Source organism: Belliella baltica DSM 15883 (assembly GCF_000265405.1).
Classification (GTDB): domain Bacteria; phylum Bacteroidota; class Bacteroidia; order Cytophagales; family Cyclobacteriaceae; genus Belliella; species Belliella baltica.
Window position 1 is genome coordinate 887,805 of sequence record NC_018010.1, and the last position, 19,979, is coordinate 907,783.

At 36.3% G+C, this 19,979-nt stretch carries 21 protein-coding genes; 7 read left to right on the forward strand and 14 right to left on the reverse strand.

Going from position 1 to position 19,979, the window contains the following annotated elements; all coding sequences use genetic code 11:
* The first annotated feature begins 5 nt into the window (after positions 1-5).
* On the forward strand, positions 6-1,700 hold the full coding sequence (locus BELBA_RS04145) for a capsule assembly Wzi family protein (RefSeq protein ID WP_014771498.1): 1,695 nt from the start codon (positions 6-8) through the stop codon (positions 1,698-1,700).
* A gap of 12 nt (positions 1,701-1,712) precedes the next feature.
* Here BELBA_RS04145 and BELBA_RS04150 read toward each other — a convergent pair whose 3' ends face one another.
* The 11 genes from BELBA_RS04150 to BELBA_RS04200 all read right to left on the reverse strand — a co-directional run bounded on the left by BELBA_RS04150 (position 1,713) and on the right by BELBA_RS04200 (position 12,808).
* The gene (locus BELBA_RS04150; RefSeq protein WP_014771499.1) at positions 1,713-2,852 is read right to left on the reverse strand and encodes a BamA/TamA family outer membrane protein; all 1,140 of its coding nucleotides are present in this window, start codon (positions 2,850-2,852) and stop codon (positions 1,713-1,715) included.
* Positions 2,853-2,891: 39 nt separating this feature from the next.
* Positions 2,892-5,297, reverse strand: coding sequence for a TonB-dependent receptor (locus tag BELBA_RS04155; RefSeq protein WP_014771500.1), 2,406 nt, complete (start codon positions 5,295-5,297; stop codon positions 2,892-2,894).
* Between the two features lie 75 nt (positions 5,298-5,372).
* Positions 5,373-6,077: a fatty acid desaturase gene (locus tag BELBA_RS04160; protein WP_014771501.1), complete on the reverse strand. Its 705-nt coding sequence runs from the start codon at positions 6,075-6,077 to the stop codon at positions 5,373-5,375.
* Positions 6,078-6,108: 31 nt separating this feature from the next.
* On the reverse strand, positions 6,109-6,954 hold the full coding sequence (locus tag BELBA_RS04165; RefSeq protein ID WP_014771502.1) for a 4-hydroxy-3-methylbut-2-enyl diphosphate reductase: 846 nt from the start codon (positions 6,952-6,954) through the stop codon (positions 6,109-6,111).
* A gap of 6 nt (positions 6,955-6,960) precedes the next feature.
* Positions 6,961-7,668, reverse strand: a complete 708-nt coding sequence (locus BELBA_RS04170) for a lycopene cyclase domain-containing protein (RefSeq protein ID WP_014771503.1) — start codon at positions 7,666-7,668, stop codon at positions 6,961-6,963.
* A 3-nt stretch (positions 7,669-7,671) separates the two neighbouring features.
* On the reverse strand, positions 7,672-8,514 hold the full coding sequence (locus tag BELBA_RS04175; protein ID WP_014771504.1) for a phytoene/squalene synthase family protein: 843 nt from the start codon (positions 8,512-8,514) through the stop codon (positions 7,672-7,674).
* A 21-nt stretch (positions 8,515-8,535) separates the two neighbouring features.
* A complete protein-coding gene (locus BELBA_RS04180) occupies positions 8,536-10,017 on the reverse strand; it encodes a phytoene desaturase family protein (protein WP_014771505.1) in 1,482 nt (493 codons plus the stop codon).
* Between the two features lie 4 nt (positions 10,018-10,021).
* On the reverse strand, positions 10,022-10,534 hold the full coding sequence (locus tag BELBA_RS04185; RefSeq protein WP_014771506.1) for an RNA polymerase sigma factor: 513 nt from the start codon (positions 10,532-10,534) through the stop codon (positions 10,022-10,024).
* A 214-nt stretch (positions 10,535-10,748) separates the two neighbouring features.
* Positions 10,749-11,651 carry a MerR family transcriptional regulator gene (locus BELBA_RS04190; protein ID WP_014771507.1) on the reverse strand — a complete coding sequence of 301 codons (903 nt, stop codon included), beginning with the start codon at positions 11,649-11,651 and terminating at the stop codon, positions 10,749-10,751.
* Complete coding sequence (locus tag BELBA_RS04195; protein ID WP_014771508.1) at positions 11,648-12,088, reverse strand: sterol desaturase family protein; 441 nt, start codon at positions 12,086-12,088, stop codon at positions 11,648-11,650. The genes BELBA_RS04190 and BELBA_RS04195 overlap by 4 nt, the downstream gene beginning before the upstream one ends.
* A gap of 51 nt (positions 12,089-12,139) precedes the next feature.
* Complete coding sequence (locus BELBA_RS04200) at positions 12,140-12,808, reverse strand: carotenoid biosynthesis protein (RefSeq protein WP_041779223.1); 669 nt, start codon at positions 12,806-12,808, stop codon at positions 12,140-12,142.
* Between the two features lie 117 nt (positions 12,809-12,925).
* Between BELBA_RS04200 and BELBA_RS04205 the strand changes: the two genes are divergently transcribed.
* Genes BELBA_RS04205 through BELBA_RS04215 form a run of 3 tightly spaced genes read left to right on the forward strand, consistent with a single transcriptional unit; the run spans position 12,926 to position 14,302 of the window.
* On the forward strand, positions 12,926-13,228 hold the full coding sequence (locus tag BELBA_RS04205) for a DUF4286 family protein (RefSeq protein ID WP_014771510.1): 303 nt from the start codon (positions 12,926-12,928) through the stop codon (positions 13,226-13,228).
* A 1-nt stretch (position 13,229) separates the two neighbouring features.
* Complete coding sequence (locus tag BELBA_RS04210; protein ID WP_014771511.1) at positions 13,230-13,694, forward strand: TspO/MBR family protein; 465 nt, start codon at positions 13,230-13,232, stop codon at positions 13,692-13,694.
* A gap of 8 nt (positions 13,695-13,702) precedes the next feature.
* Complete coding sequence (locus BELBA_RS04215; RefSeq protein WP_014771512.1) at positions 13,703-14,302, forward strand: DNA-3-methyladenine glycosylase I; 600 nt, start codon at positions 13,703-13,705, stop codon at positions 14,300-14,302.
* 76 nt (positions 14,303-14,378) lie between these two features.
* Here the strand turns inward: BELBA_RS04215 and BELBA_RS04220 are convergent, their stop codons facing one another.
* Entirely contained in the window at positions 14,379-15,122 is a 744-nt protein-coding gene (locus BELBA_RS04220) for a hypothetical protein (protein ID WP_014771513.1), read from the reverse strand.
* A gap of 53 nt (positions 15,123-15,175) precedes the next feature.
* Between BELBA_RS04220 and BELBA_RS04225 the strand changes: the two genes are divergently transcribed.
* Positions 15,176-15,496, forward strand: a complete 321-nt coding sequence (locus BELBA_RS04225; protein ID WP_014771514.1) for a Rieske (2Fe-2S) protein — start codon at positions 15,176-15,178, stop codon at positions 15,494-15,496.
* Here BELBA_RS04225 and BELBA_RS04230 read toward each other — a convergent pair.
* Positions 15,493-15,828, reverse strand: a complete 336-nt coding sequence (locus tag BELBA_RS04230) for a tRNA-binding protein (RefSeq protein ID WP_014771515.1) — start codon at positions 15,826-15,828, stop codon at positions 15,493-15,495. The two genes, BELBA_RS04225 and BELBA_RS04230, sit on opposite strands and share 4 nt — an antisense overlap.
* 78 nt (positions 15,829-15,906) lie before the next feature.
* On the opposite strand from BELBA_RS04230, the gene BELBA_RS04235 reads away from it, so the two are divergent.
* Positions 15,907-16,290: a hypothetical protein gene (locus BELBA_RS04235; protein ID WP_014771516.1), complete on the forward strand. Its 384-nt coding sequence runs from the start codon at positions 15,907-15,909 to the stop codon at positions 16,288-16,290.
* A 184-nt stretch (positions 16,291-16,474) separates the two neighbouring features.
* Positions 16,475-17,044 (forward strand): fasciclin domain-containing protein, encoded by a 570-nt coding sequence (locus tag BELBA_RS04240; RefSeq protein WP_014771517.1) that lies wholly within the window; start codon positions 16,475-16,477, stop codon positions 17,042-17,044.
* Between the two features lie 81 nt (positions 17,045-17,125).
* On the opposite strand, the gene BELBA_RS04245 is transcribed toward BELBA_RS04240, so the two are convergent.
* Positions 17,126-19,975 (reverse strand): outer membrane beta-barrel protein, encoded by a 2,850-nt coding sequence (locus tag BELBA_RS04245; RefSeq protein ID WP_014771518.1) that lies wholly within the window; start codon positions 19,973-19,975, stop codon positions 17,126-17,128.
* Positions 19,976-19,979: the final 4 nt, after the last annotated feature.

Below are 19,979 nucleotides of genomic sequence, written 5' to 3' on the forward strand. Positions count from 1 at the left end.
AGGGTATGAAGACGTTCATTAAAATCAATTTTCTTGTGTTGTTAATTTTTTCAGTTTTTGAGGAAATGAGTGCACAAACGCTTCCATTAAATACTCCCGGAATGGAAGAATATTTGAGAAGAAAACAATTACTTGGAGATGTCAATGCAAACAGTTCCTTTTCAATACGTCCATTATACCCAGCACAAGCATTTGATCGATATACTGGCTTAGATTTAGACAGTACTTTTCATGATTTTGATATTTCACCAGTCAATAGAAAGTTTGGGAAAAACCAGCAAGGCACTTTTCTTTTGATGCCTATGACGATTACAAGTCAATATAATTCAGACCTTCCTTTTGGTCAGAATGATGGTTCCATGATTCCTAATAAAGGTATGCAAACTTTGTATAGCCTTGGTTTTTTTGCCAGCTATGGAATTTTTAGCGTACAAATTCAACCAGAGCTTATTGTAGCTGAAAACAAAGAATTTATTGGTTTTCCCATAGAGCATCAATCTACGATTCTCTACTATTATGAATATTTGAATAGAATTGACATGCCTGAGAGATTTGGCAATAGCAGATATCGCAAATTTCACCCAGGACAATCGAGCATTAGAATCAATCCAGGAGCATTTTCTATTGGTCTTTCTACAGAAAATCTTTGGTGGGGACCTGCCAAAAGGTCTTCTTTGATCCTAAGTAATAATGCTCCAGGGTTTGCACATTTAACTTTCAATACAAGAAAGCCTGTTAAAACATCAATCGGACATTTCGAAGGCCAAATCATTGCGGGTCATTTGACTAGTACGAATTACGATCTTCCTCACCAAGATTATATTTTTCAGCAAAACACGGTGTACATTCCTAAAAGGGAAAATGGAGACAGGTACCTTTCTGGCCTAATCTTGACCTACCAGCCAAAATGGGTTCCCGGACTTTCTTTGGGTTATGCCTCGACAAATCACATGTATCGCGCTGATATGGATGAACTGAAGGATTACTTACCAGTCTTTAATGGAGAGAAAAAATTCGGTAGAGTAGAAAATGAAAAAAGAGATCAACGTCAACAATTTAGCTCAGGATTTTTCAGGTGGATGAGTCCCGAGGGACACTTCGAGTTTTATGGTGAGTATGGAACCAATGGAAACAGCCGTAGATTAATGGACTTTTTGGTCACTCCTGAGAGAAACCGAGGTTTTACTTTTGGGTTCAGTAATATGTTTCCACTAAAAAAACAAGACCAGTACATTCAACTCAGTGCCGAAATGACGCAAACTGGTCAAACCATCCGAGAAAGCATTAGAAATCTAGACACTTGGTATATCCACGATTACATCAGACAAGGCTACACTCACCAAGGTCAGGTTTTAGGAATGGGTTATGGACCAGCAGCAAATGTAAATTGGCTTGAAGTAAGCTGGGTGAAAAATTACAATCGAATTGGATTCCAATTTGAAAGAATTGTCTATAATAATGACTTTTATTATTTCCGAATGGAAACTTCCAAAGATTGGAGAAATAAATATATTGATCTAGTCCCGGGCTTATTTGCAGATTGGAGGTTTGGAAACCTGCTTTTAAGTGGAAGCTTGCAATACGTAAATACTCTGAACTATAAATGGTATTTGGAAAATGATCCAGATTTTTATTTTGTTCCAGGAGATGATAGAAAAAATGTAGTGGGAAAGATTGGGCTTTCTTACATTCTAAAATAATATAAAACTCATTTAAAGCACTTCATTCAGTCCAAAATAAAATGCTCGCTGATCCCCAAAAGCAATATCTATCCTGATATTGAGCCCTTCTGGATTTAACTTGTAGCGAAATCCTAAACCTGCTCCATATTTCATTCGGTTGATGGCAAACTGACTTGGCTGACTTGCCACCTGACCTGCACTTCCAAAAAATACCATCCCAAAATTTCTATAAATAGGTAACCTATATTCTGCTTGATGGACCATTGCGTGTCTATCTCTATATCGACCTTCAAAATACCCTCGCATCAGATCGCTCCCTCCAATCAAAGAAACATGCTGAAAGGGCGGGTTTCCCGAAGTAAAACTCCAATAACTTTGAACTGCCAAGACCTGATTTTTATAAGGATTGAAATATTTTCTCAAGTCTAAGGCATACTGATTGAAATCAAAATTACTACCGAAAAAATCTTGAAAGCTCATCCAAGAAGCGCTACTATACCAGCCTCCTTTGGGTTGGAAAATATTATCTCTAGTATCATAATTCAAGACCAACCCTAAACCAGAAAGCCGCTGTCCATCAGAACCTGCCACTTCATCTCTATCCAAAATTCCACCTATTTCCTTTTTGTAAATATCATCCACACGAAATTCATACCTTGGCCCTAAATAAAGCCCTTTTATGATTTGCCTTTCATAATTCAAATGAAAATAAGCATAGCGAGTAGAATAAAACTCCTCATTTGCAGCATCTAGCTCATTTCCAATTCCATAAAATTTGAAAGGATAATCTGTCAGTTCTAAACGGGCATTGATATATTCTTTATTTTCATTTGCCCAAAGCTCAAGTTCTGTGGTGAAAATAGCTTGATTATTCAGTGTGTAAAGAAAAGTAATAGGCAAAGATGAAGGACGTAAAATTGAGTTTTCATCATTTTTATATTTGAAAATCCTAATAGCTCTGGCCCCCAAACCAAGATTTGTCTCGGGTGAATAAACTACCGCTGGAATAAACGACCACTTCTCTCCAGAAATCAAATCGACGGTATGATCAGCAAAATCAAATAGCTTTTCTATCAACCCCGAATTGGAACTTGAATCTGTCTCAGCAGTTTCCTGCGCATAAATGGTGGTGCTTAGTAAAAATAAAAAAGCTGCCAATGTCATTTTCATCGGCAGCAAAGTTAAGCTATGAATTCTTTCAAACAAGGATTAAAATTCGATGATAACTCCAATCGTGGGCAATACTGTACCCGCGGTGTTCATGGCAGATCGAATCTGATATCTACTTGTATCATTTGGGTCAACTCGAATATTTCCTTCGGCATCTCTGCTAGGAATCAAATCATCTGGTTGTTGAGCTTTGAAATTGTATGCATTTTGAATATCGAAGTACCAATTGAGATTCCATTTTTCGAAGAAATACTTTTTGTCTATTCTCAAGTCCAACTGATGGAAAGATTTGAGTCTTACTCCATTGATACTATTGAAGTCTAATATTCCTCCTCCTCTCAAATCCCAGTTACTCCTTAAAGTAGAAGCTTCAATATCAAAAGGTGTGTAAGGTGCTCCACCCAAAAATCTCCATCTTCCACCGAGTTCCCAATTCTTTCCAAATCGCTTACCCGCAGTCATTGTTACAATAAATCTATTGTCCCAAGATGATGGAATGAAGCCTTCAGTATTAGGATTGGTAAATTCACTTCTCACCAAGGTAACTGCAGCGATTCCATAAAAGTCATTGAATAATCGCTGCTGAGCTAAAAACTCAATTCCATAAGCCCTTCCCTCAGAGTTTGATGCTACTGGCTCATTCCCTATCACTCCAAAGTCAGCCCCCAAATTGGCCAGAGCGATTCCATTTCTAATGGAAGTTGGGTAATTATTGTAGTGCTTGTAGAATGCTTCGATGGTGAATCTTCTATTTTTCTCAGGAATCACGCGCTCAATTCCTGTTATAAATTGACTTGAACGGATAAAACGAATATCATTGAGCTGATTAATCAGCTCTCCTTCATTATTTCTGAAACCTAACGCGGTGTATGGCGGCTTTTGGTAATAAATTCCCGCATTAGCTGTCCAATAGAAGTTTGGTTTAAATTGATAGGAAATAGATAATCTAGGGCTGATTTGATTCAGAGGATTTTGGGCAGTCGCCCCAAAATCACTACCATCCATTCTCACGCCACCTGACAGCAGCAGTCTTTCATCTTGAAACGTTTTTGTACCAGAAATAAAGACACCATAACTGTTGAAAAAAGCTTTGTTATTGATATTAATCACTCCACCATCTTGTGCAAGAGTTCCTCTATCAAAATTGTTGATCAGGTATCTTGCAAACTCATAATTTACTCCATATTTCAAGCTATATCCTTTTCCAAAAATGCTATTCTCCGCCCTGAATTTATTCTCACTTTCTTGTGAAGTATAATCAAAAAGCAGATTACCTTCATCACTTTCATCATTATTAAAATATTTATAAGCTTGATTATTGAGCATGTTTCGGCTCAAAATAAAAGTCCAAAAGCCATTTTCCCTAAATCGTTTTAATTTTGCCCCAGTAGCATAATTCCATTGAGAAGAAATCGGCAAATTATCCAATCTAAAAAGTCTTTCTTCTCGCTCTTCTAGGGTTTCTTCATTGGGTACATCAAAGTTTAAAGCAAACTGATCTATCGCTCCAACCCCTATGAGATTCAATTCCGTTTTATCATTGAATTTGGTTGTAGTCTTAAACTGGAAATCATTAAAAGTTGGTAGAAATGGCAATCCCAACAGTCTAAACAAACCTTGCAAATATGATCTTCTAGCAGAAACCAGATAAGTTGTTTTTTCTCCAAGAGGACCTTCATTTGATATGGTCAATTCACTCGCGCCTACTGTCAATTGTGTTGCCATTTTATCTCTTCTGCCTTCTTTGAGTTGAAACTCGAAGAATGAACTGAGGGAATTCATTCTGTTTGCTGGAAATCCGCCAGTGATTACTTCCACATTTTGTATCAAATTCACATTGAGTATTCCAACAGGACCGCCAGAAGAGCCTTGAGTTGCAAAGTGGTTGATTACGGGAACTTCGATTTCGTCTATATAGAATTTATTTTCATTGGGTGCACCGCCTCGGATGATAATGTCATTTCTAAAACTTGCAGTACTCGCAACTCCTGGAAGCGATTGAATCACTCTACTGATGTCTCTGTTTCCACCAGGGTATCTTTCTATTTCATTCGCATTGAGCCTTCTGACTGAAAGTGGTGTTTCGTCAGATCTTGAAAACTCCGAGCTTACAACTACCTCATTCAGGTCAGCCGCTTCTTCTTCTAGTTCAAAATCAAGCTGAACTGGTTTTGCTCTTGAGACCTGTACTTCAAAAACTGTTTTACTTTTGAAGCCAACAAAGCTTGCGCGAACATTGTACAAACCAGGTTTGATGTCTTCGAGAATATAATTTCCATTTTCGTCAGAAACAGTCCCTATTTCCGAATCCAAAATAATGATGTTTGCAAATGGGACAGGCTCGTTGTTAACCGGATTTTTAACCTTGCCTTGGATGATGCCACCTTGACCTATCGAATTAAAAGAAATAAACAAAAAGCTAATTAGTGTAAATAGAAGTCTCATATCTGATTATTAATAGATACCTAATTCAATTTATGGCATAAAAGTTTAGCCTTATTCCAATTTTTTTTTGAAAAATTAGATGTTTTGTTCTTTTACTCTCCAAAGTCTCCACCAAGGAGTCCCGGGAGAATCGTGATGTTCAAAATGATATCCAAAAAAATAGCAAGATAAGAATGCCCATAAATGGTTTTTTGGTTGTGTTTTGGAGTGATGCGCATTTTGAGATTCGCCCATGTGCGGCTTGAAGGTTCCAAAGTAAAACAATTGTAAAGTTGCCATTACTGCTGGAAGCATCCAAAAAACAATTAGATTTTCAGTTGGAAGAAAAAGTTTAAGAATGTTGAATGTAACGGCCATTAAGAGGATTTGCCAGATGGTAACATATTGTTTGATAAAACTAAAGTACCAAAGGAAAAAATTATCCGAACTATGATAATCAGGGTCTTTGTCTGTAGCGACGAATTTGTGATGCTCGTGGTGTTTTGGAAAAAGCTTCCAATAGAAGTTATAAGAAAAAAGAATGGCCGAGAACCAACCAAAGGCATGGTTCACTTTTTTATTTTTTGATACAAGACCATGCATCGCATCGTGAGAAGTGATGAAAAGACCTGTGTAAAGATGCGTTTGAATCAAAATCCCCAAATAAGTTAGCGGATTTTTCCAATTCAAATCAAAATTCAATAAAAACACAAGTGATAGGAACCATAAAAAAATAACTGCCGAAGCAATCAAAACACCTTTCGGATCAATTCTATTGGTATGGAATACTTTTTCGGACACAAATTAAAATTAATGAAATCTTTGCAGAGTCTTAGAAGTTGATCAATCTTTCTTTGACCTGCTCCATCAGCCACATGGGTGTAGATGTAGCGCCGCAAATACCTACAGTGTCATTTGGTGAAAACCAAGAAGGACAAACCTGATCTTGATTGGATACAAAATGGGTATTTGGATTCTTTTCTTTACAGACATTATAGAGAACCTTGCCATTCGAAGACTTAGTTCCACTGACAAAAATAATTTTATCAAACTTCTCAGCAAAAGCTCTCAGTTCTTTGTCTCTATTTGAAACTTGACGGCAAATTGTATCATTGGTGTTGACTACGATGTCATTTACTTTCAAAATCTCGTTGATTTCATAGAATTTATCCGTGCTCTTAGTAGTCTGACTGTATAATGTCATGCTTTTTGGTAAACTTGGAATATCTAACTCAGATATATCTTGAAAGACTACCGCTTTGTTGTTAGTCTGACCAAGTAAACCTATCACTTCAGCATGTCCATGCTTTCCATAAATATAGATCGTCTCGTCTTTATCAAAGGAGTTTTTGATCCTATTCTGGAGTTTTAAAACTACTGGGCAACTAGCATCTATAAGTGTGAGGTTGTTTTTGATGGATAATTCGTAAGTAGAAGGTGGTTCACCATGTGCTCGAATGAGAACTTTTTCATCTTTCAAATGTTGAAGTTCCTCAAGATTGATGATTTTCAAGCCTTTTTTCGTCAGCCTATTTACCTCCTCATCATTGTGTACGATATCTCCTAGGCAATATAAATAACCTTGTTCATCTAAAATTTCTTCAGCCATCTCTATGGCATAAACTACGCCGAAGCAAAAGCCAGAATGTTGGTCTATATGTACTTGAAGACTCATCATAGCCTATTAACTTAAAGCGGGTTTAATTGTTTTTTTACTTTTTATCAACTCATAGATACTAATCGTCATCAATAATAGGGTCATGGAATAAACTGTATCTTCAATAGGAATGGTGAACAATCTGATCGATAAGTTTTCCATGTCATTATATTTCACTACTGGCTCATCTATGAATGAACCAGTTAGTACGCCATTTACTAAAAGAAATGGGATAAGCGAGACCAAATAGGTTAAATAAAATCTCCCAAGAAATTTCGTTTTCAAAACGATATAATGAATTGATAAAACGACAGCAGCTACAATAAAATTTACAGAAGTATACCATTTATCCAAATTCAATACTCCAATTAATACAAAAAGCACAATTAAAACAAATGTAATTGGTTTGGCTACAGCGGCAAAAATGTCTTTGGGCACAAAGTATTTCAACACCTCGTAAATAAATACGCAGGCAAATGGAACAGTCAAAAAGAAAAGCCACTCTTCCAACGGTAATTCGAAGAAATAAATCCCAAGAATATATCGGGGATTGAATTCCCAAACTCCTATTACAGTAAACCAATGATCCCAAATCAAGAAGAAGGCACCTGTGACAAGAATACCTGGAAACAGGGCATACCAATTTTTGTAATATTGAATGCGATTTTCAAACGATCTAAATAAAGGAAATGAAATCGTAAGAAGATTAAGGAGTAAATAAAGATAGATATCCATGTGCTAAGCAAAGCCTAATTTCATTCCAAAATATGTACCCAACAATAAAGAAAGTTTTCTAGAGTTTGGAATTCTAATTCGCTCTTGGGTAATCACTTCAGGTGGCAAAGTTTTTATTTTGTCAAATAGTTTTTGGTAATAGAGATAAGCTACTTTTACACCCATTTTAGCTCCGATTGGTAAATTATTAATTCCTATCAGTGCTTCATCAAAGTCTTTCTGAATATCTTCTTCAATGGTAGCTTTGGTGAGTTTGTCAAAAGTCAAAAAATCTACACCAGGAAAATAAACTCTCCCTCTTTCCTCATAATCACTTTTGATGTCTCTAAGGAAATTGACTTTCTGAAATGCTGCACCAAGTTTGCAAGCTGATTCTTTTAATTTTTGATATTCTTCATCATTGCCTTCACAGAAGACCTCCAAACACATGAGGCCTACCACTTCTGCAGAACCATAGATATATTCGTGATATTTCGAATCGTTATAAGTTTTGAAATCTAAGTCCATTTCCATGCTATGAAGAAATGCCTCAATCAAATCCAAATCAATATTATATTGATTGACTATGATTTGAAAAGCGTGAAGCACTGGATTTAAACTAATACCATCTTCAATTGCTTTGTATGTGTCTTTTTTAAAAAGCTCCAAGAGAGATTTTTTATCCTGATCATGAAAAGTATCTACAATTTCATCAGCATATCTTACAAAACCATAAATGGCGTAGATCGGCAAATGGTACTTTTTGTTGAGCGTTTTTATCCCGAGAGTAAAGCTAGTACTGTACCTTTGAGTAATCAACCGACTGCACTCAAAGGTGGTCTGATCAAAGAGGGCTTTTGCATCCATACTGATAATATACAATTTTATTTACAAATTGTTTTCTTTGATCACTTCTTTGGCAACAACATGACCAGAAATTAATGATGGAGGCACCCCAGGTCCTGGAACAGTAAGTTGTCCTGTGTAATATAAATTTTTTACCTTTTTATTTTTCAAGGAAGGCTTAAGAATGGCTGTTTGTAAAAGCGTATTGGCTAATCCATAGGCATTTCCTTTGAAAGCATGATAGTCAGATTTGAAATCATTGTGTGCGTAGGATCGCTTGTAGATCACATGACTTCTAATTTCCTGACCGGTCAACTTCTCCAATCTATCCATAATCATTTGGTAATATTTTTCTCGCATTTCTTCAGTATCTTCTAAATCAGGGGCAAGAGGAACCAAGAGAAACAAGTTTTCTTTTCCTTCAGGTGCGACAGTCGGGTCGGTTATAGAAGGAACCGAGGCGTAAAAAAGCGGCTTTTCTGGCCATCTCGGATTGGTATATATTGCATGCGCATGAGGCCCTAGCGGCTCATCGAAGAACAAATTGTGGTGACGGAGATTTTTAAGCTTTTTGTCAATGCCCAAATAAAATAGAAGACTTCCTGGTGCCATTACACGTTTGTCCCAGTATTTATCATCGTAATTGCTGTATTTATCTTGAAGCACATGTCTATCGATATGATTGTAATCTGCTCCAGCAATGATTATATCAGCTTCAAAAGTTTTTCCACTTTTGGTTTTCACAGCCTTGGCAAGACCATTTTCAATATCAATATGATCTACTTCAGCATCGAAATGAAACTTTACCCCCTTTTCTTCTGCCAAACTCACCATTCCTTCAATAATTTTATGCATCCCACCTTTTGGATACCAAGTACCTAGGGCGATATCAGCATAGTTCATTAATGAATATAGTGCAGGAATATTATTGGCTGTCTCACCAAGAAACAAAACAGGAAACTCCATCAATCTGATGATTTTATCCTCTTTAAAAAACTTTCTGACATGCTTAGACATGGATTGAAAAATATCCATTCTGATCATGTCCACTAATAACTTTGGACTAGCAAACTCTAGCAAAGAGCGACTAGGTCTGTAAACCAAATCTTGAATGCCAACTTTATATTTATAAGCTGCTTGTTTAAGGAACTCATCCAGTTTGGGACCAACACCTGGCTCCATCATTTCAAGCAGAGCTCTAAATTCTTCTAAGTTTGCAGGTATATCTACAAAATCTTGATCTCCAAAAATCACCGCATAGGAAGGATCTAACCTGAGAAGCTCATAATAATCAGAAGGCTTTTTTCCGAAATGAGAAAAATAAGTTTCAAAAACATCCGGCATCCAATACCAGCTGGGACCCATATCAAAAACAAAACCCTCGGTTTCGAACTTTCTAGCTCTTCCTCCGGGGGTACTATTTTTTTCAAGAAGCGTAACTTGATAACCTTGATCAGCAAGGTGTGTAGCAGCAGAAAGGCCAGCAAAGCCAGCCCCAATTACTACGACATTATTTTTTGACATATTGTTAGTTTTTGTGTCTGTACACGTGAAGATCGTCTTTTAATATTTTACGTGCAATATGTATTCTATTTTTAACTGTACCAATTGGTATATCTAATTTTTCAGCTATTTCATGATATTTGAAACCTCTGTAGTGCATCATGAATGGAGTTTTGTAAACTTCATCTAAACCCTCGATAGCTTCATGAATATCATCCATTGTAAAATCCCCGTAAGCTCCATTCTCTACTAACACATCACCTGAATTGATGTAATGAAGATTATCGGTAGTGTCAACAAAAGTACCTCTTCTTACCATTCTTTGATAGTTGGTAATGAAGGTGTTTTTCATAATAGTATATAACCAAGCTTTCAAATTTGTACCTTCTGTAAACTTGTCTTTATTAGTGAACGCCTTAACCATTGTGTCTTGCATTAGGTCGTTTGCGTCATCCATATCTCTTGTTAATTTTAAAGCGAAAGGCTTTAATGAACTAGAGAGCTTGTTTAATGAGTAACTGAATTCTAGAGTTGTCATGGCTTTTTGTTTTTGTTGAATCAAATATAGAAATGATTAAACAAACCGCAAAATATTTTGTAGAATATTTTTAAATATTTGTTAAACAAAAAGAGGTGAACTAAAATTTAAAATCTAATTTAATTTAAATTATTGCTGTTTTTGATGTATATACATTGTTTTTAACATAAAAAAAGGCCAGAAGGCCTGTTTAATTATTTTTTCATTTTGTTCATTATTTTTCTTGAACAACTGGATCTAATTCCTCAAGATACTCTTTAATGTTTCTGATATAGTTCATCACTTTGACATTAGAAGGGAAGGAAAGATCTTGACCTAGTATTTGGTAACCAGATAATATGATCTCTGATTCCTTGTATTTACTGCACAAATCATTGATATATTCTTGTACTTGTTCGGCACCAGGTGAAGTAGTGATGACAGTCATTAAATAGTCAGGTTGATGCATTTTGTATATCAATTCCAAATCAGCTCTTGGGGTACTTTGCCCCAGATAGAAGACTTTATGTCCTTTTAGCTTAATTAGATAAGCTGCAAACAAAAGAGAAATTTCATGTAATTCCCCTTCTGGTAGAAATAGAAGGAATTTCTTCCCACCACCTTTATATATCTGCCCGTCTATAGCTACGATGAGTTTTTGGCGAACCAAATTACTCATAAAATGCTCTTGCGCAGGATTAATAGCACCAGTTTGCCATAGAACACCAATTTTTGACATAAATGGATATATAATATTCAACATGGTCTGTTCAAAACCAATTTTAAGAATATTAGTCGAAAGCACTTTATCAAATCGCTCCTCGTCCATTTCTATCATACATATAGTAAGCGCATGAATCTGATCATCATGTGTCAGTGTTCGTTCCGAAAGCTTGACCACTTCTGCTCTGATTTCAGGAAGATCCATTTTGGCGATCTTACTTATCTTGTAGCCATTGTCATTGAGCAAAGCGACATTTAAAATCAGTTTTAGATCATCATCGTCATAAAATCTGATATTGGTATCTGTTCTCTTAGGAGAAAGCAAATTGTAGCGCTGTTCCCAAATTCTCAAAGTATGTGCTTTGATACCGGAAAGCTGCTCCAAATCTTTAATCGAATAGGTGCTCACGTTCATTTTGCTTTAAAATATTTTTTGGGTACTACAAACAAACCGAAAGAAACTGCATCATCCTTTTTATTCGTGGCATGATGCGCTTGATGCGCTTTGAAAATTCCTCTTAAGAATGAATTTTTTGGTTTATCAAACCATTTCATTCTTCTATGTATCAGTATATCATGTAAAAAGAAATAACTGATTCCGTATAGACTGATGCCTGTCCCCATCCAAAATCTATAGTCCAACTGTCCAACACCTTTAATAATAAGGATCACAGCAATGCTCCCGAATAACAAAGAAAATAAATCATTCAACTCAAAGAATGATTTAGATGCTTGGTGATGTGTCTTATGAATACTCCAAAGAGGTCCATGCATAATATATTTATGAATAAACCATCCGGAGAATTCCATAGCGGCAAAACCTAGTAGGGTGTAAAGGATTGCGTACATCATAATCGTAACTCTATTTTTTTATTTTTGTTTAACGTTTGCTAAAATATCCTTTTACAAGAGCAAGTTGAGTAAAAGAAAGAAAATAGCTAGGTTGATTAATAAATACAAAGAAAGAACATTCGACTTATCAAAAGACAATTTTCTGTAAATCAACTGAATAATAAAAGCAATACCAAACCATCCTATAAAATTGGAGAGTGGAATCAAGTCATTCTCCCAAGACCAAAAATCCAATTTTACTGCTACTGGCTCGATCAAAACGTCCAACAAAACCATAACTAATGCTCCCAAGCTCGCTGCTATGAAGTCATTCTTTATTTTTTTGTGAAAAATCTCCCCACTCAGATAGACCAAAAGCAACCAATTCACACCAATCAAAAGTGGAACCTCGAAAAGTTGAAAACCTAAAACAGGGCCATACCTGTAATTTCCAAAAGGAAATCCAGTATGCACTCCCAATACTTCTGAGCCATAACCTATACCAAAAGACAAAATCACAAATAAATAAAAAGCAGTATTCCACCCTTTATGAAACACAAACAACAATCCGGTACACAAAAGAAGATGAAAAGGTGTTAGAACTTGAAAATATGGTCTGAGCGCAGGCACCGTCATCCCCAATATTCCAACCAAATGAAATATGGTGATGACAATTTTAAAAATATTGACCTTATTGAAAAAAAAGGGGATTGAAGTATTATTAAGGGTGGTTTTTTCCATGAAAGCGTGCATTTCTGCTTATCCCAATGTGATCTGATTTTTGGAATATGTTCAAATTAACAAGGCAGATTAATATTTGTTGGTAAATTTGCTAGGCAAAATTAAAGATAAAAAAGTATGATACTATATAATGTAACCGTCAATGTAGAAAAAGACGTGGAAAAAGAATGGCTTGACTGGATGAAAAACACCCACATTCCTTTTGTCATGGAGACGAAAATGTTTGTAGAAAATAAACTGTTTAGAATCATGCATGATTCAGAAGATGGTGGAATCAATTACTCTGTACAATATTTTGCAAAAGATATGCAAGATGTCATGGCTTATCAGCACCAATACTTTGATCAACATAATGCTATCGTACAAAAGAAATTTCCGAAGAAATTAGCGATATTCATGACCTTACTAGAATTGGTCTAACATGAAAAATTGGCTGAAATTACTGATCTCTATTATCTTACCCCAAATCGCAGGTGGCTTGGGTGCCTTGGTTACTATCTCATCTGTAGGGTCTTGGTATCAGTCCATTAATAAGCCGTTTTTTAATCCCCCTTCTTGGATATTCGGTCCTACTTGGACAGTTCTTTACATTATGATGGGGGTTTCACTTTTTCTAATTTGGAAATCAAATCATCCCTTTAAGAAAAAAGCGCTTTGGTTATTTGCTATTCAGTTGCTTCTCAATGCCATTTGGTCACCAGCATTCTTTGGTCTTGAATCACCAATATTGGGCTTGCTTGTAATAGTACCACTTTGGGTTATGATTTTAGTCTGTATCAGAGCATTTTTCCCAATCGACATATGGGCATCTTACCTCTTGATTCCTTATCTACTTTGGGTAAGCTTTGCCACTGTACTCAATGCAAGTATCTGGTACCTTAATTAACTTTCGCTATGCCAACTATTCCTCAGGATCCTAACAAATTCAGATGCCCTTGGTGTATGGGCTTTGAGCAATATATCAAATATCACGATGAAGAATGGGGCGTTCCTGTTTATGATGATCAGACACATTTTGAGTTTTTGATTCTTGAGAGTGCACAAGCTGGACTTAGCTGGGCTACTATATTGAAGAAAAGAGAAGGCTACAGACATGCCTTTGCAGACTTTGATTACCAAGTAGTGGCAGATCTTCCCGATTCTTATGTTACTGAACTGCTTCAAGATCCAAGCATCATCAGAAATGAACTGAAAATCCGAGCGGCCATTAACAATGCAAAGCGATTTATGGAAATCCAATCTCAGTTTGGAAGTTTCAGTAAGTATATCTGGGAATTTGTGGATGGAAAAGTGATCGACAGGCAACTCAGGTCCATGCAAAATGCACCTGCTACTACTCCAGAATCAGATAAATTAGCAAAAGACCTCAAAAAGAGAGGATTCAAATTTTTGGGAAGCACTACAATCTATGCACACATGCAAGCTACCGGCTTGGTCAATGATCATCTGACAACTTGTTTTCGCTATGAAGAAGTGAAGCTATTGGCGAAATAATGATTTAATTTATTCGTTGAAACAAAAAATCCCAACCGATTTGGTTGGGATTTTTTGGCGCTAAACTGGAAAAAATTTACTTAGGCTTGGTGTATGCATCAGTATATTTTGTCCATATTTCGTAGATTGGATTTCCAGTAGAACTCATGCCACTGTGGTGCCATTCCCCATCAATGACCTCATAATTGAATTCTAGGCTAGCGCCAACTCTGCTATCATCTCTAGAGAAAAACTGAATATTTTCTACATATTTCCCATTTTCAGCAGCGTATGTCCCTCCACCGGTTCCAGAAAACTCTTTGGTCTCTGAGTTAAAAGCGACCCATTGGAAATGTCCTCCACTAAGGATTTTAATAGTTCTTCTTGCTCCTGGGGTTGATCGACTAATCTCTTCGCCTCTTTTTCTTCCAGTGATGACCCAATTTCTTGTCAAATCGTCTTTTGCATCACTTACTTTTTCCCAAATTTCAACCATGGCACTGCCTCCTTTTTCTGTAGAAATGACGATTTTGCTATCCACTATATCGAGAGAAAATTCTGTCGTAGTACCAACTCTTTCTGTATCACTAGTGTAGAAATCATACATTTCAGTGTAGTAATTATCTTTCAAAGTGAATTCTCCTCCACCTGCGCCGATGAATTTATTGGTGTCAGTTTCTTTTGCTCCAAAAGAAAAGTAACCATCTTGATATATTTTAATAAATGTTTTATCCTTAATTTCTTTCCCATTTTGGTGGGTGAGTTTCCAAGCACCTTCAAGGTTTTGACCAAGTAATGTACCTATCATAAAAAGGAGAGGAAGGAAGAGTATTTTTTTCATGGCGTATTTTATATTAGGTTTAGACTTCTAAATTACCGATTTTATCTTTGATAATGAAAACCTTTATACTAGGGCAAAATATAGACCAAGTTTTAGAAATGATCCCTGACAAAAGCATCAGAGTTGTACGACTAGGAACTACTCAAGTATGCGTATCTCGAGTAGCAAAAGATTTTTTTGCTTTTGAATCGAACTGCCCACATCAAAGAGCTGCATTAAATCAAGGTTGGGTCACTGTCTATGGTGAAGTTGTGTGCCCGCTTCATGAATATCGATTTGATATGAAATCCGGAGAAATTCGAGCAGGTTCATGTGGAGATCTAAAAACCTACAAGACTAAACTTACTGAAGAAGGACTTAAAATTTTTATTTAATGTAATTTGCCTCCATTGGGAACAGGAAAATCTACGGTCGCTAAGGAAATTCTACCTTGACCATCATCGAAACCTGTAACTAGTATTTCAGACATAAAATTGGCAATTTGTCTTGGAGAAAAATTACAAATACAGATGACCTGTTTCCCTATCAGTTCCATGGGTTGGTACAAATCTGTAATTTGAGCAGAGGACTTTTTGATTCCAAAATCCCCCAAATCTACCCATATTTTATAGGCAGGTTTTCTTGCATTTTCGAAGACCTCAGCCCGAATAATTGTCCCAATTCGGACATCAATCTTTTGAAAATCAGAGTAATCAATCGTTTGCATAGATATTATATTTTTCCTATTTTTGAAAACCTAACAGCATAATCAACTGTTATACATTTCGGACAAGAACCACTCAGTATGTCAGAACAAAATAATATTACTCTATTCGATCGAAAGAACATAATTCTCGCAATTTTATTTTGCGCTTTAGGATCTTTGAATTCATTCGCTCAAGGAGAAAAGGAAAAAAATTTACCCGATACTCCTGTCAAAACAAGTGATGTTGCAGGGACTTTTGAAAATCAAGAGACTACGGCTAGTGAATCAAGATATGAGTTTGGTTTAAGGCAAAACTATCAAAATACGACTAGAGAAGTAAAGCCTGCACAAAGCAATACTGTCAAAAAAGAAAATCCGATTTACAAACAAGGAAGTGACAAGGAAGTGAAAAAAGAGGAAATGTCAACTTTATCTTTCAACCTATTTTTATATATAGTAGATAAATTCCGAGAAGATAATTAAGCAAATACCAATAAACCTAAAATCAAGATAGACCGAGTCATAAGATTCGGTCTTTTTTTTGTCTTTTAATATTCAGATTACCCACAATGATCTCATTTTTTAAAATAATCATAGATTAGGAAATCCAAGTTTTAAACTTGTCTCGTATCTCCATCCAAATCAACAAAACCAAAAATTATATAATATGAAAACTATCAAATTATTTCAGACAGCTCTTGTCATCCTATTTTTCATAGGTTCGAATTTAGCAATTGCACAAGGTGAAAAAACAGTAACTGTAGGAGGTGCTCCAATGTATCCTTCTAAAAACATTGTAGAAAATGCCGTTAATTCAAAAGACCATACCACATTGGTAGCGGCAGTAAAAGCTGCAGGATTGGTGGAAACTTTACAAACACCTGGTCCATTCACTGTATTTGCTCCTGATAATGCTGCATTTGCAAAATTACCAGCAGGCACTGTAGAAACGCTTGTAAAGCCAGAAAACAAGGCTACTTTAACTGGAATTTTAACTTACCATGTTGTAGCAGGTAAAATGGGTTCAAAAGAAATTGCTGCGGCAATCAAAAAAGGAAATGGTAAAGCTGTGTTAACAACTGTCCAAGGAGGAAAATTGACTGCTTGGATGCAAGGAAAAGACCTTTACATTTCTGATGAAAATGGCAACAAATCAAAAGTAACTATTGCTGATGTGTACCAGTCAAACGGTGTAATCCACTCAGTAGACACAGTAGTATTGCCTAAAAGCGAGTAATACTTTGAAAATTAAATTCAAAAAAAGCTGAACAGACTCGTTCAGCTTTTTTTATTCGTTTAGTTTAAAGTCAGACTTAGCTTACCAACTTCTACCGCCTCCACCTTGCATCATTCTCATCATTGGATTCCCACCTTGCTCTCTTGTAGGCTGCTTGAAGCTTCCAATGTTGTAAGTAAAACTAAACAAAGCATATCTCGTCAAAACTCTTGTGAAAGTATCCGTAATTGAGATGTCATTGACTGTTCTAGCAATTGAGTTGTTTTGTCCCAAAAGATCGAATACAGTTACTTTAAACTCGCCTTTGTTATCTTTCAAGAATCTATATCCAGCTTCAATATTCCACAACCATACTTGCTGATCCAAGCCAGCTGATAAACCTCTATATAAAGCGTTGTTCACTACATTGGAAACAAATAATTTTCCATTATTTGGAGAATAGTATAATCTAATGTTTGAGTTCTGAATGTAATAGTTGTTATTCAAATTGTTTTGCAAAGAAGAATTTACAATCGTGTACGTCCCCGTAGTAGATAAAGTAAAATCGAAATCTTTACTAATATTCGAAGTCAATGTCAAACCTTGACTCAAATCAATGTTATCATTTCTATTCAGCTGACCATTAATGATCCCTGGAGTCCTGTTGAATGATGCTGAGGAATTCATGTTAAACTGTGACTTTATCGCCTTGATAGGAGCTCCATAAGTCATGAAAACACGGGTATTAAATTGACCTCTTAGGTTTTCAGGTCTTGAAAGTTGCCCACCTGGTCTCAAAAGAACTTCACCATTGATCAAAGTATCCTGTTGTGCCACAAATGTATTTGTTCCAATAAAATTCTCGGTCAAAGACGCGAAAGCAAACACAAAGAAGGTTCTAGATTTCTCAAGATTTAATTTCCCAAGGTTTACAAATATATTGTGATTGAAAGATTGTCCTAAGTTTGGATTACCCACAGACAAGTTTAGCGGGTTTCCATTGTTGATGACATTCTGTAATTGATTGACGCTAGGCTCGTTGGTAGAGGTTCTGTATCTCAATCTGAATGTCTTTCCTTTGGCCATATCTCTATAGTTCAAGTTTAAGCCTGGAAGCAAATTGCTGAATGACCTATTGAAAACTCTCTCAAGAGGGAACAAGCTTTCGTTGTCTTGTTCTGCATATTGATAGTCAAGATTAGCGTTGATATTCCAATTTTTGAAATTGTATCTATAACCCACACTAGGTCTCTGAACGACAAATTTATTATCGAACACGTTACTTAAAGCAGTATCTAAGACCATAATTCCAACCTCTGGAACTAGGCTGAAGGTTTGCTGATCAGCTGAGGATTTGTTATTAGATACTTGATAAGAAAGCGTTAGCAATGATTTTTCATTGATTGGCTCTGTCAATTGCATTTGGGCTCTATAATTGAAACCGTCAGTCAAGCCAAAAGTCTCTTGATTGATCGTATCACTAATATTCCTGATATAATCTCTATTTGCTGCCAGCAATTCTGCAAATGAATCTCTTTTATTAAAACTGGTATTCAAAGTTGTAGAAAGTGTTCTTCCTTGCTTTTCAAATTTGTATCTATAGACCAAATTATTTGAAAGGTTATATCCCGAAGAGTTGTTATCAGAGATTGATCTTGTTCCACTCAAAGGGTCAAGCATGCCATTCATTGTCAAAGCATCTCTATCTGTAAATGCGTTGCTTGTAGTGTAATTCAAGCTAGGCGTGATGATCAAAGCATGTTTTGGATTGATATCGTACTCTATTCTTGCATTGGCTCTGTGGTTACCATTTTCAACTGTATTGATCAAATCCTCTTCATAAAACTGTCTGTTGGTTTCAGATAAGATGATTTCTCTGTTGGTAAAGCTGCTTAGATTATTTCTGGAATTGCTGTAAAAGTAGCTTCCTGTTACATTCATTTTTGTACCGAGCTTATCAGAATAGTTCAAGCCCATACTGTTTGTTGTGATGATTCCATTAGCTTGACCTCCTCCGAAATTAGCAGGTCCACCTCTTGGGCCTCCACCTCCGGGACGACCACCGCCTCCGCCACCAAGGTCTTCTTGGGAAAAATTCTGTTGGTTCACATTATTGAAAAGTCCGACTAGCGAGATTCTTCTGTCTCCTTTGAAGAAGTTCAAACTTCCACCTGCAGAATAGCGGTCATCGGTACCATATCCGGCGTAAACTCTACCGAAAGTTCCTTGTCTTCTATCACCTCTTGTTACAATATTTATGGTACGGGCATAATTTCCGTCATCAAAGCCTGTCAATCTCGCTTGATCGGATCTTTGATCTAATATTTCTACTCTATCGATCACATCAGAAGGAAGGTTTCTCATGGCCAAAAATGGGTCATTTCCGAAAAATTCACGTCCATCCACCAAGACTTTCTGTACATTTTCTCCTCTTGCTTGAATCTGACCATTTTGGATAGTAACGCCAGGAAGCTTTCGAATCAAATCCTCTGCATCTCCGTTTTCTCTGGTCTTGAAAGCCGCAGCATTGAAAGAAGTCGTATCTCCTTTTTGTTCACCTACTACCACTTGACCTTCGATAACCACTTCTCCTAAGAGTTTGCTGTCTTCATTCAGAGCAATGATTCCCAAATCTAGCCCTTCTGCTCTGCCCATCTCTTTAGAGAACTTCTCAAAACCCAAGAAAATAATTTCAACTTTCACTGTTGGAATCCATGGTCTGCTTACTTCAAAATTCCCGTCAATATCAGTGACAGTAGAAGCTAATAAAGAATCTGTAACGGTTTTTACCAATACATTTGCTCCTATCAAAGGTTGTTTCGAAGGACCTTCAATCACCTTTCCTTTAAATTTCAAATCAGGCCTGCCTTGCTGTGTGCGCTGTGCCGAAACCTCCAAGGTAGCAGCCATCATGATAAGCAAGAAAAATAATCTGTAAATCGTAATTTTCATTCAT

What these genes read in the sequence shown, in the direction of transcription:
- BELBA_RS04170 (WP_014771503.1), bottom strand. Translation starts at nt 7,668, where the DNA reads ATGGATATCTATCTTTATTTACTCCTTAATCTTCTTACGATTTCATTT.
- BELBA_RS04240 (WP_014771517.1), top strand. Translation starts at nt 16,475, where the DNA reads ATGAAAACTATCAAATTATTTCAGACAGCTCTTGTCATCCTATTTTTC.
- BELBA_RS04200 (WP_041779223.1), bottom strand. Translation starts at nt 12,808, where the DNA reads ATGGAAAAAACCACCCTTAATAATACTTCAATCCCCTTTTTTTTCAAT.
- BELBA_RS04155 (WP_014771500.1), bottom strand. Translation starts at nt 5,297, where the DNA reads ATGAGACTTCTATTTACACTAATTAGCTTTTTGTTTATTTCTTTTAAT.
- BELBA_RS04175 (WP_014771504.1), bottom strand. Translation starts at nt 8,514, where the DNA reads ATGGATGCAAAAGCCCTCTTTGATCAGACCACCTTTGAGTGCAGTCGG.
- BELBA_RS04190 (WP_014771507.1), bottom strand. Translation starts at nt 11,651, where the DNA reads ATGAACGTGAGCACCTATTCGATTAAAGATTTGGAGCAGCTTTCCGGT.
- BELBA_RS04225 (WP_014771514.1), top strand. Translation starts at nt 15,176, where the DNA reads ATGAAAACCTTTATACTAGGGCAAAATATAGACCAAGTTTTAGAAATG.
- BELBA_RS04220 (WP_014771513.1), bottom strand. Translation starts at nt 15,122, where the DNA reads ATGAAAAAAATACTCTTCCTTCCTCTCCTTTTTATGATAGGTACATTA.
- BELBA_RS04165 (WP_014771502.1), bottom strand. Translation starts at nt 6,954, where the DNA reads ATGATGAGTCTTCAAGTACATATAGACCAACATTCTGGCTTTTGCTTC.
- BELBA_RS04205 (WP_014771510.1), top strand. Translation starts at nt 12,926, where the DNA reads ATGATACTATATAATGTAACCGTCAATGTAGAAAAAGACGTGGAAAAA.
- BELBA_RS04230 (WP_014771515.1), bottom strand. Translation starts at nt 15,828, where the DNA reads ATGCAAACGATTGATTACTCTGATTTTCAAAAGATTGATGTCCGAATT.
- BELBA_RS04195 (WP_014771508.1), bottom strand. Translation starts at nt 12,088, where the DNA reads ATGATGTACGCAATCCTTTACACCCTACTAGGTTTTGCCGCTATGGAA.
- BELBA_RS04180 (WP_014771505.1), bottom strand. Translation starts at nt 10,017, where the DNA reads ATGTCAAAAAATAATGTCGTAGTAATTGGGGCTGGCTTTGCTGGCCTT.
- BELBA_RS04145 (WP_014771498.1), top strand. Translation starts at nt 6, where the DNA reads ATGAAGACGTTCATTAAAATCAATTTTCTTGTGTTGTTAATTTTTTCA.
- BELBA_RS04235 (WP_014771516.1), top strand. Translation starts at nt 15,907, where the DNA reads ATGTCAGAACAAAATAATATTACTCTATTCGATCGAAAGAACATAATT.
- BELBA_RS04245 (WP_014771518.1), bottom strand. Translation starts at nt 19,975, where the DNA reads ATGAAAATTACGATTTACAGATTATTTTTCTTGCTTATCATGATGGCT.
- BELBA_RS04210 (WP_014771511.1), top strand. Translation starts at nt 13,230, where the DNA reads ATGAAAAATTGGCTGAAATTACTGATCTCTATTATCTTACCCCAAATC.
- BELBA_RS04185 (WP_014771506.1), bottom strand. Translation starts at nt 10,534, where the DNA reads ATGACAACTCTAGAATTCAGTTACTCATTAAACAAGCTCTCTAGTTCA.
- BELBA_RS04215 (WP_014771512.1), top strand. Translation starts at nt 13,703, where the DNA reads ATGCCAACTATTCCTCAGGATCCTAACAAATTCAGATGCCCTTGGTGT.
- BELBA_RS04150 (WP_014771499.1), bottom strand. Translation starts at nt 2,852, where the DNA reads ATGAAAATGACATTGGCAGCTTTTTTATTTTTACTAAGCACCACCATT.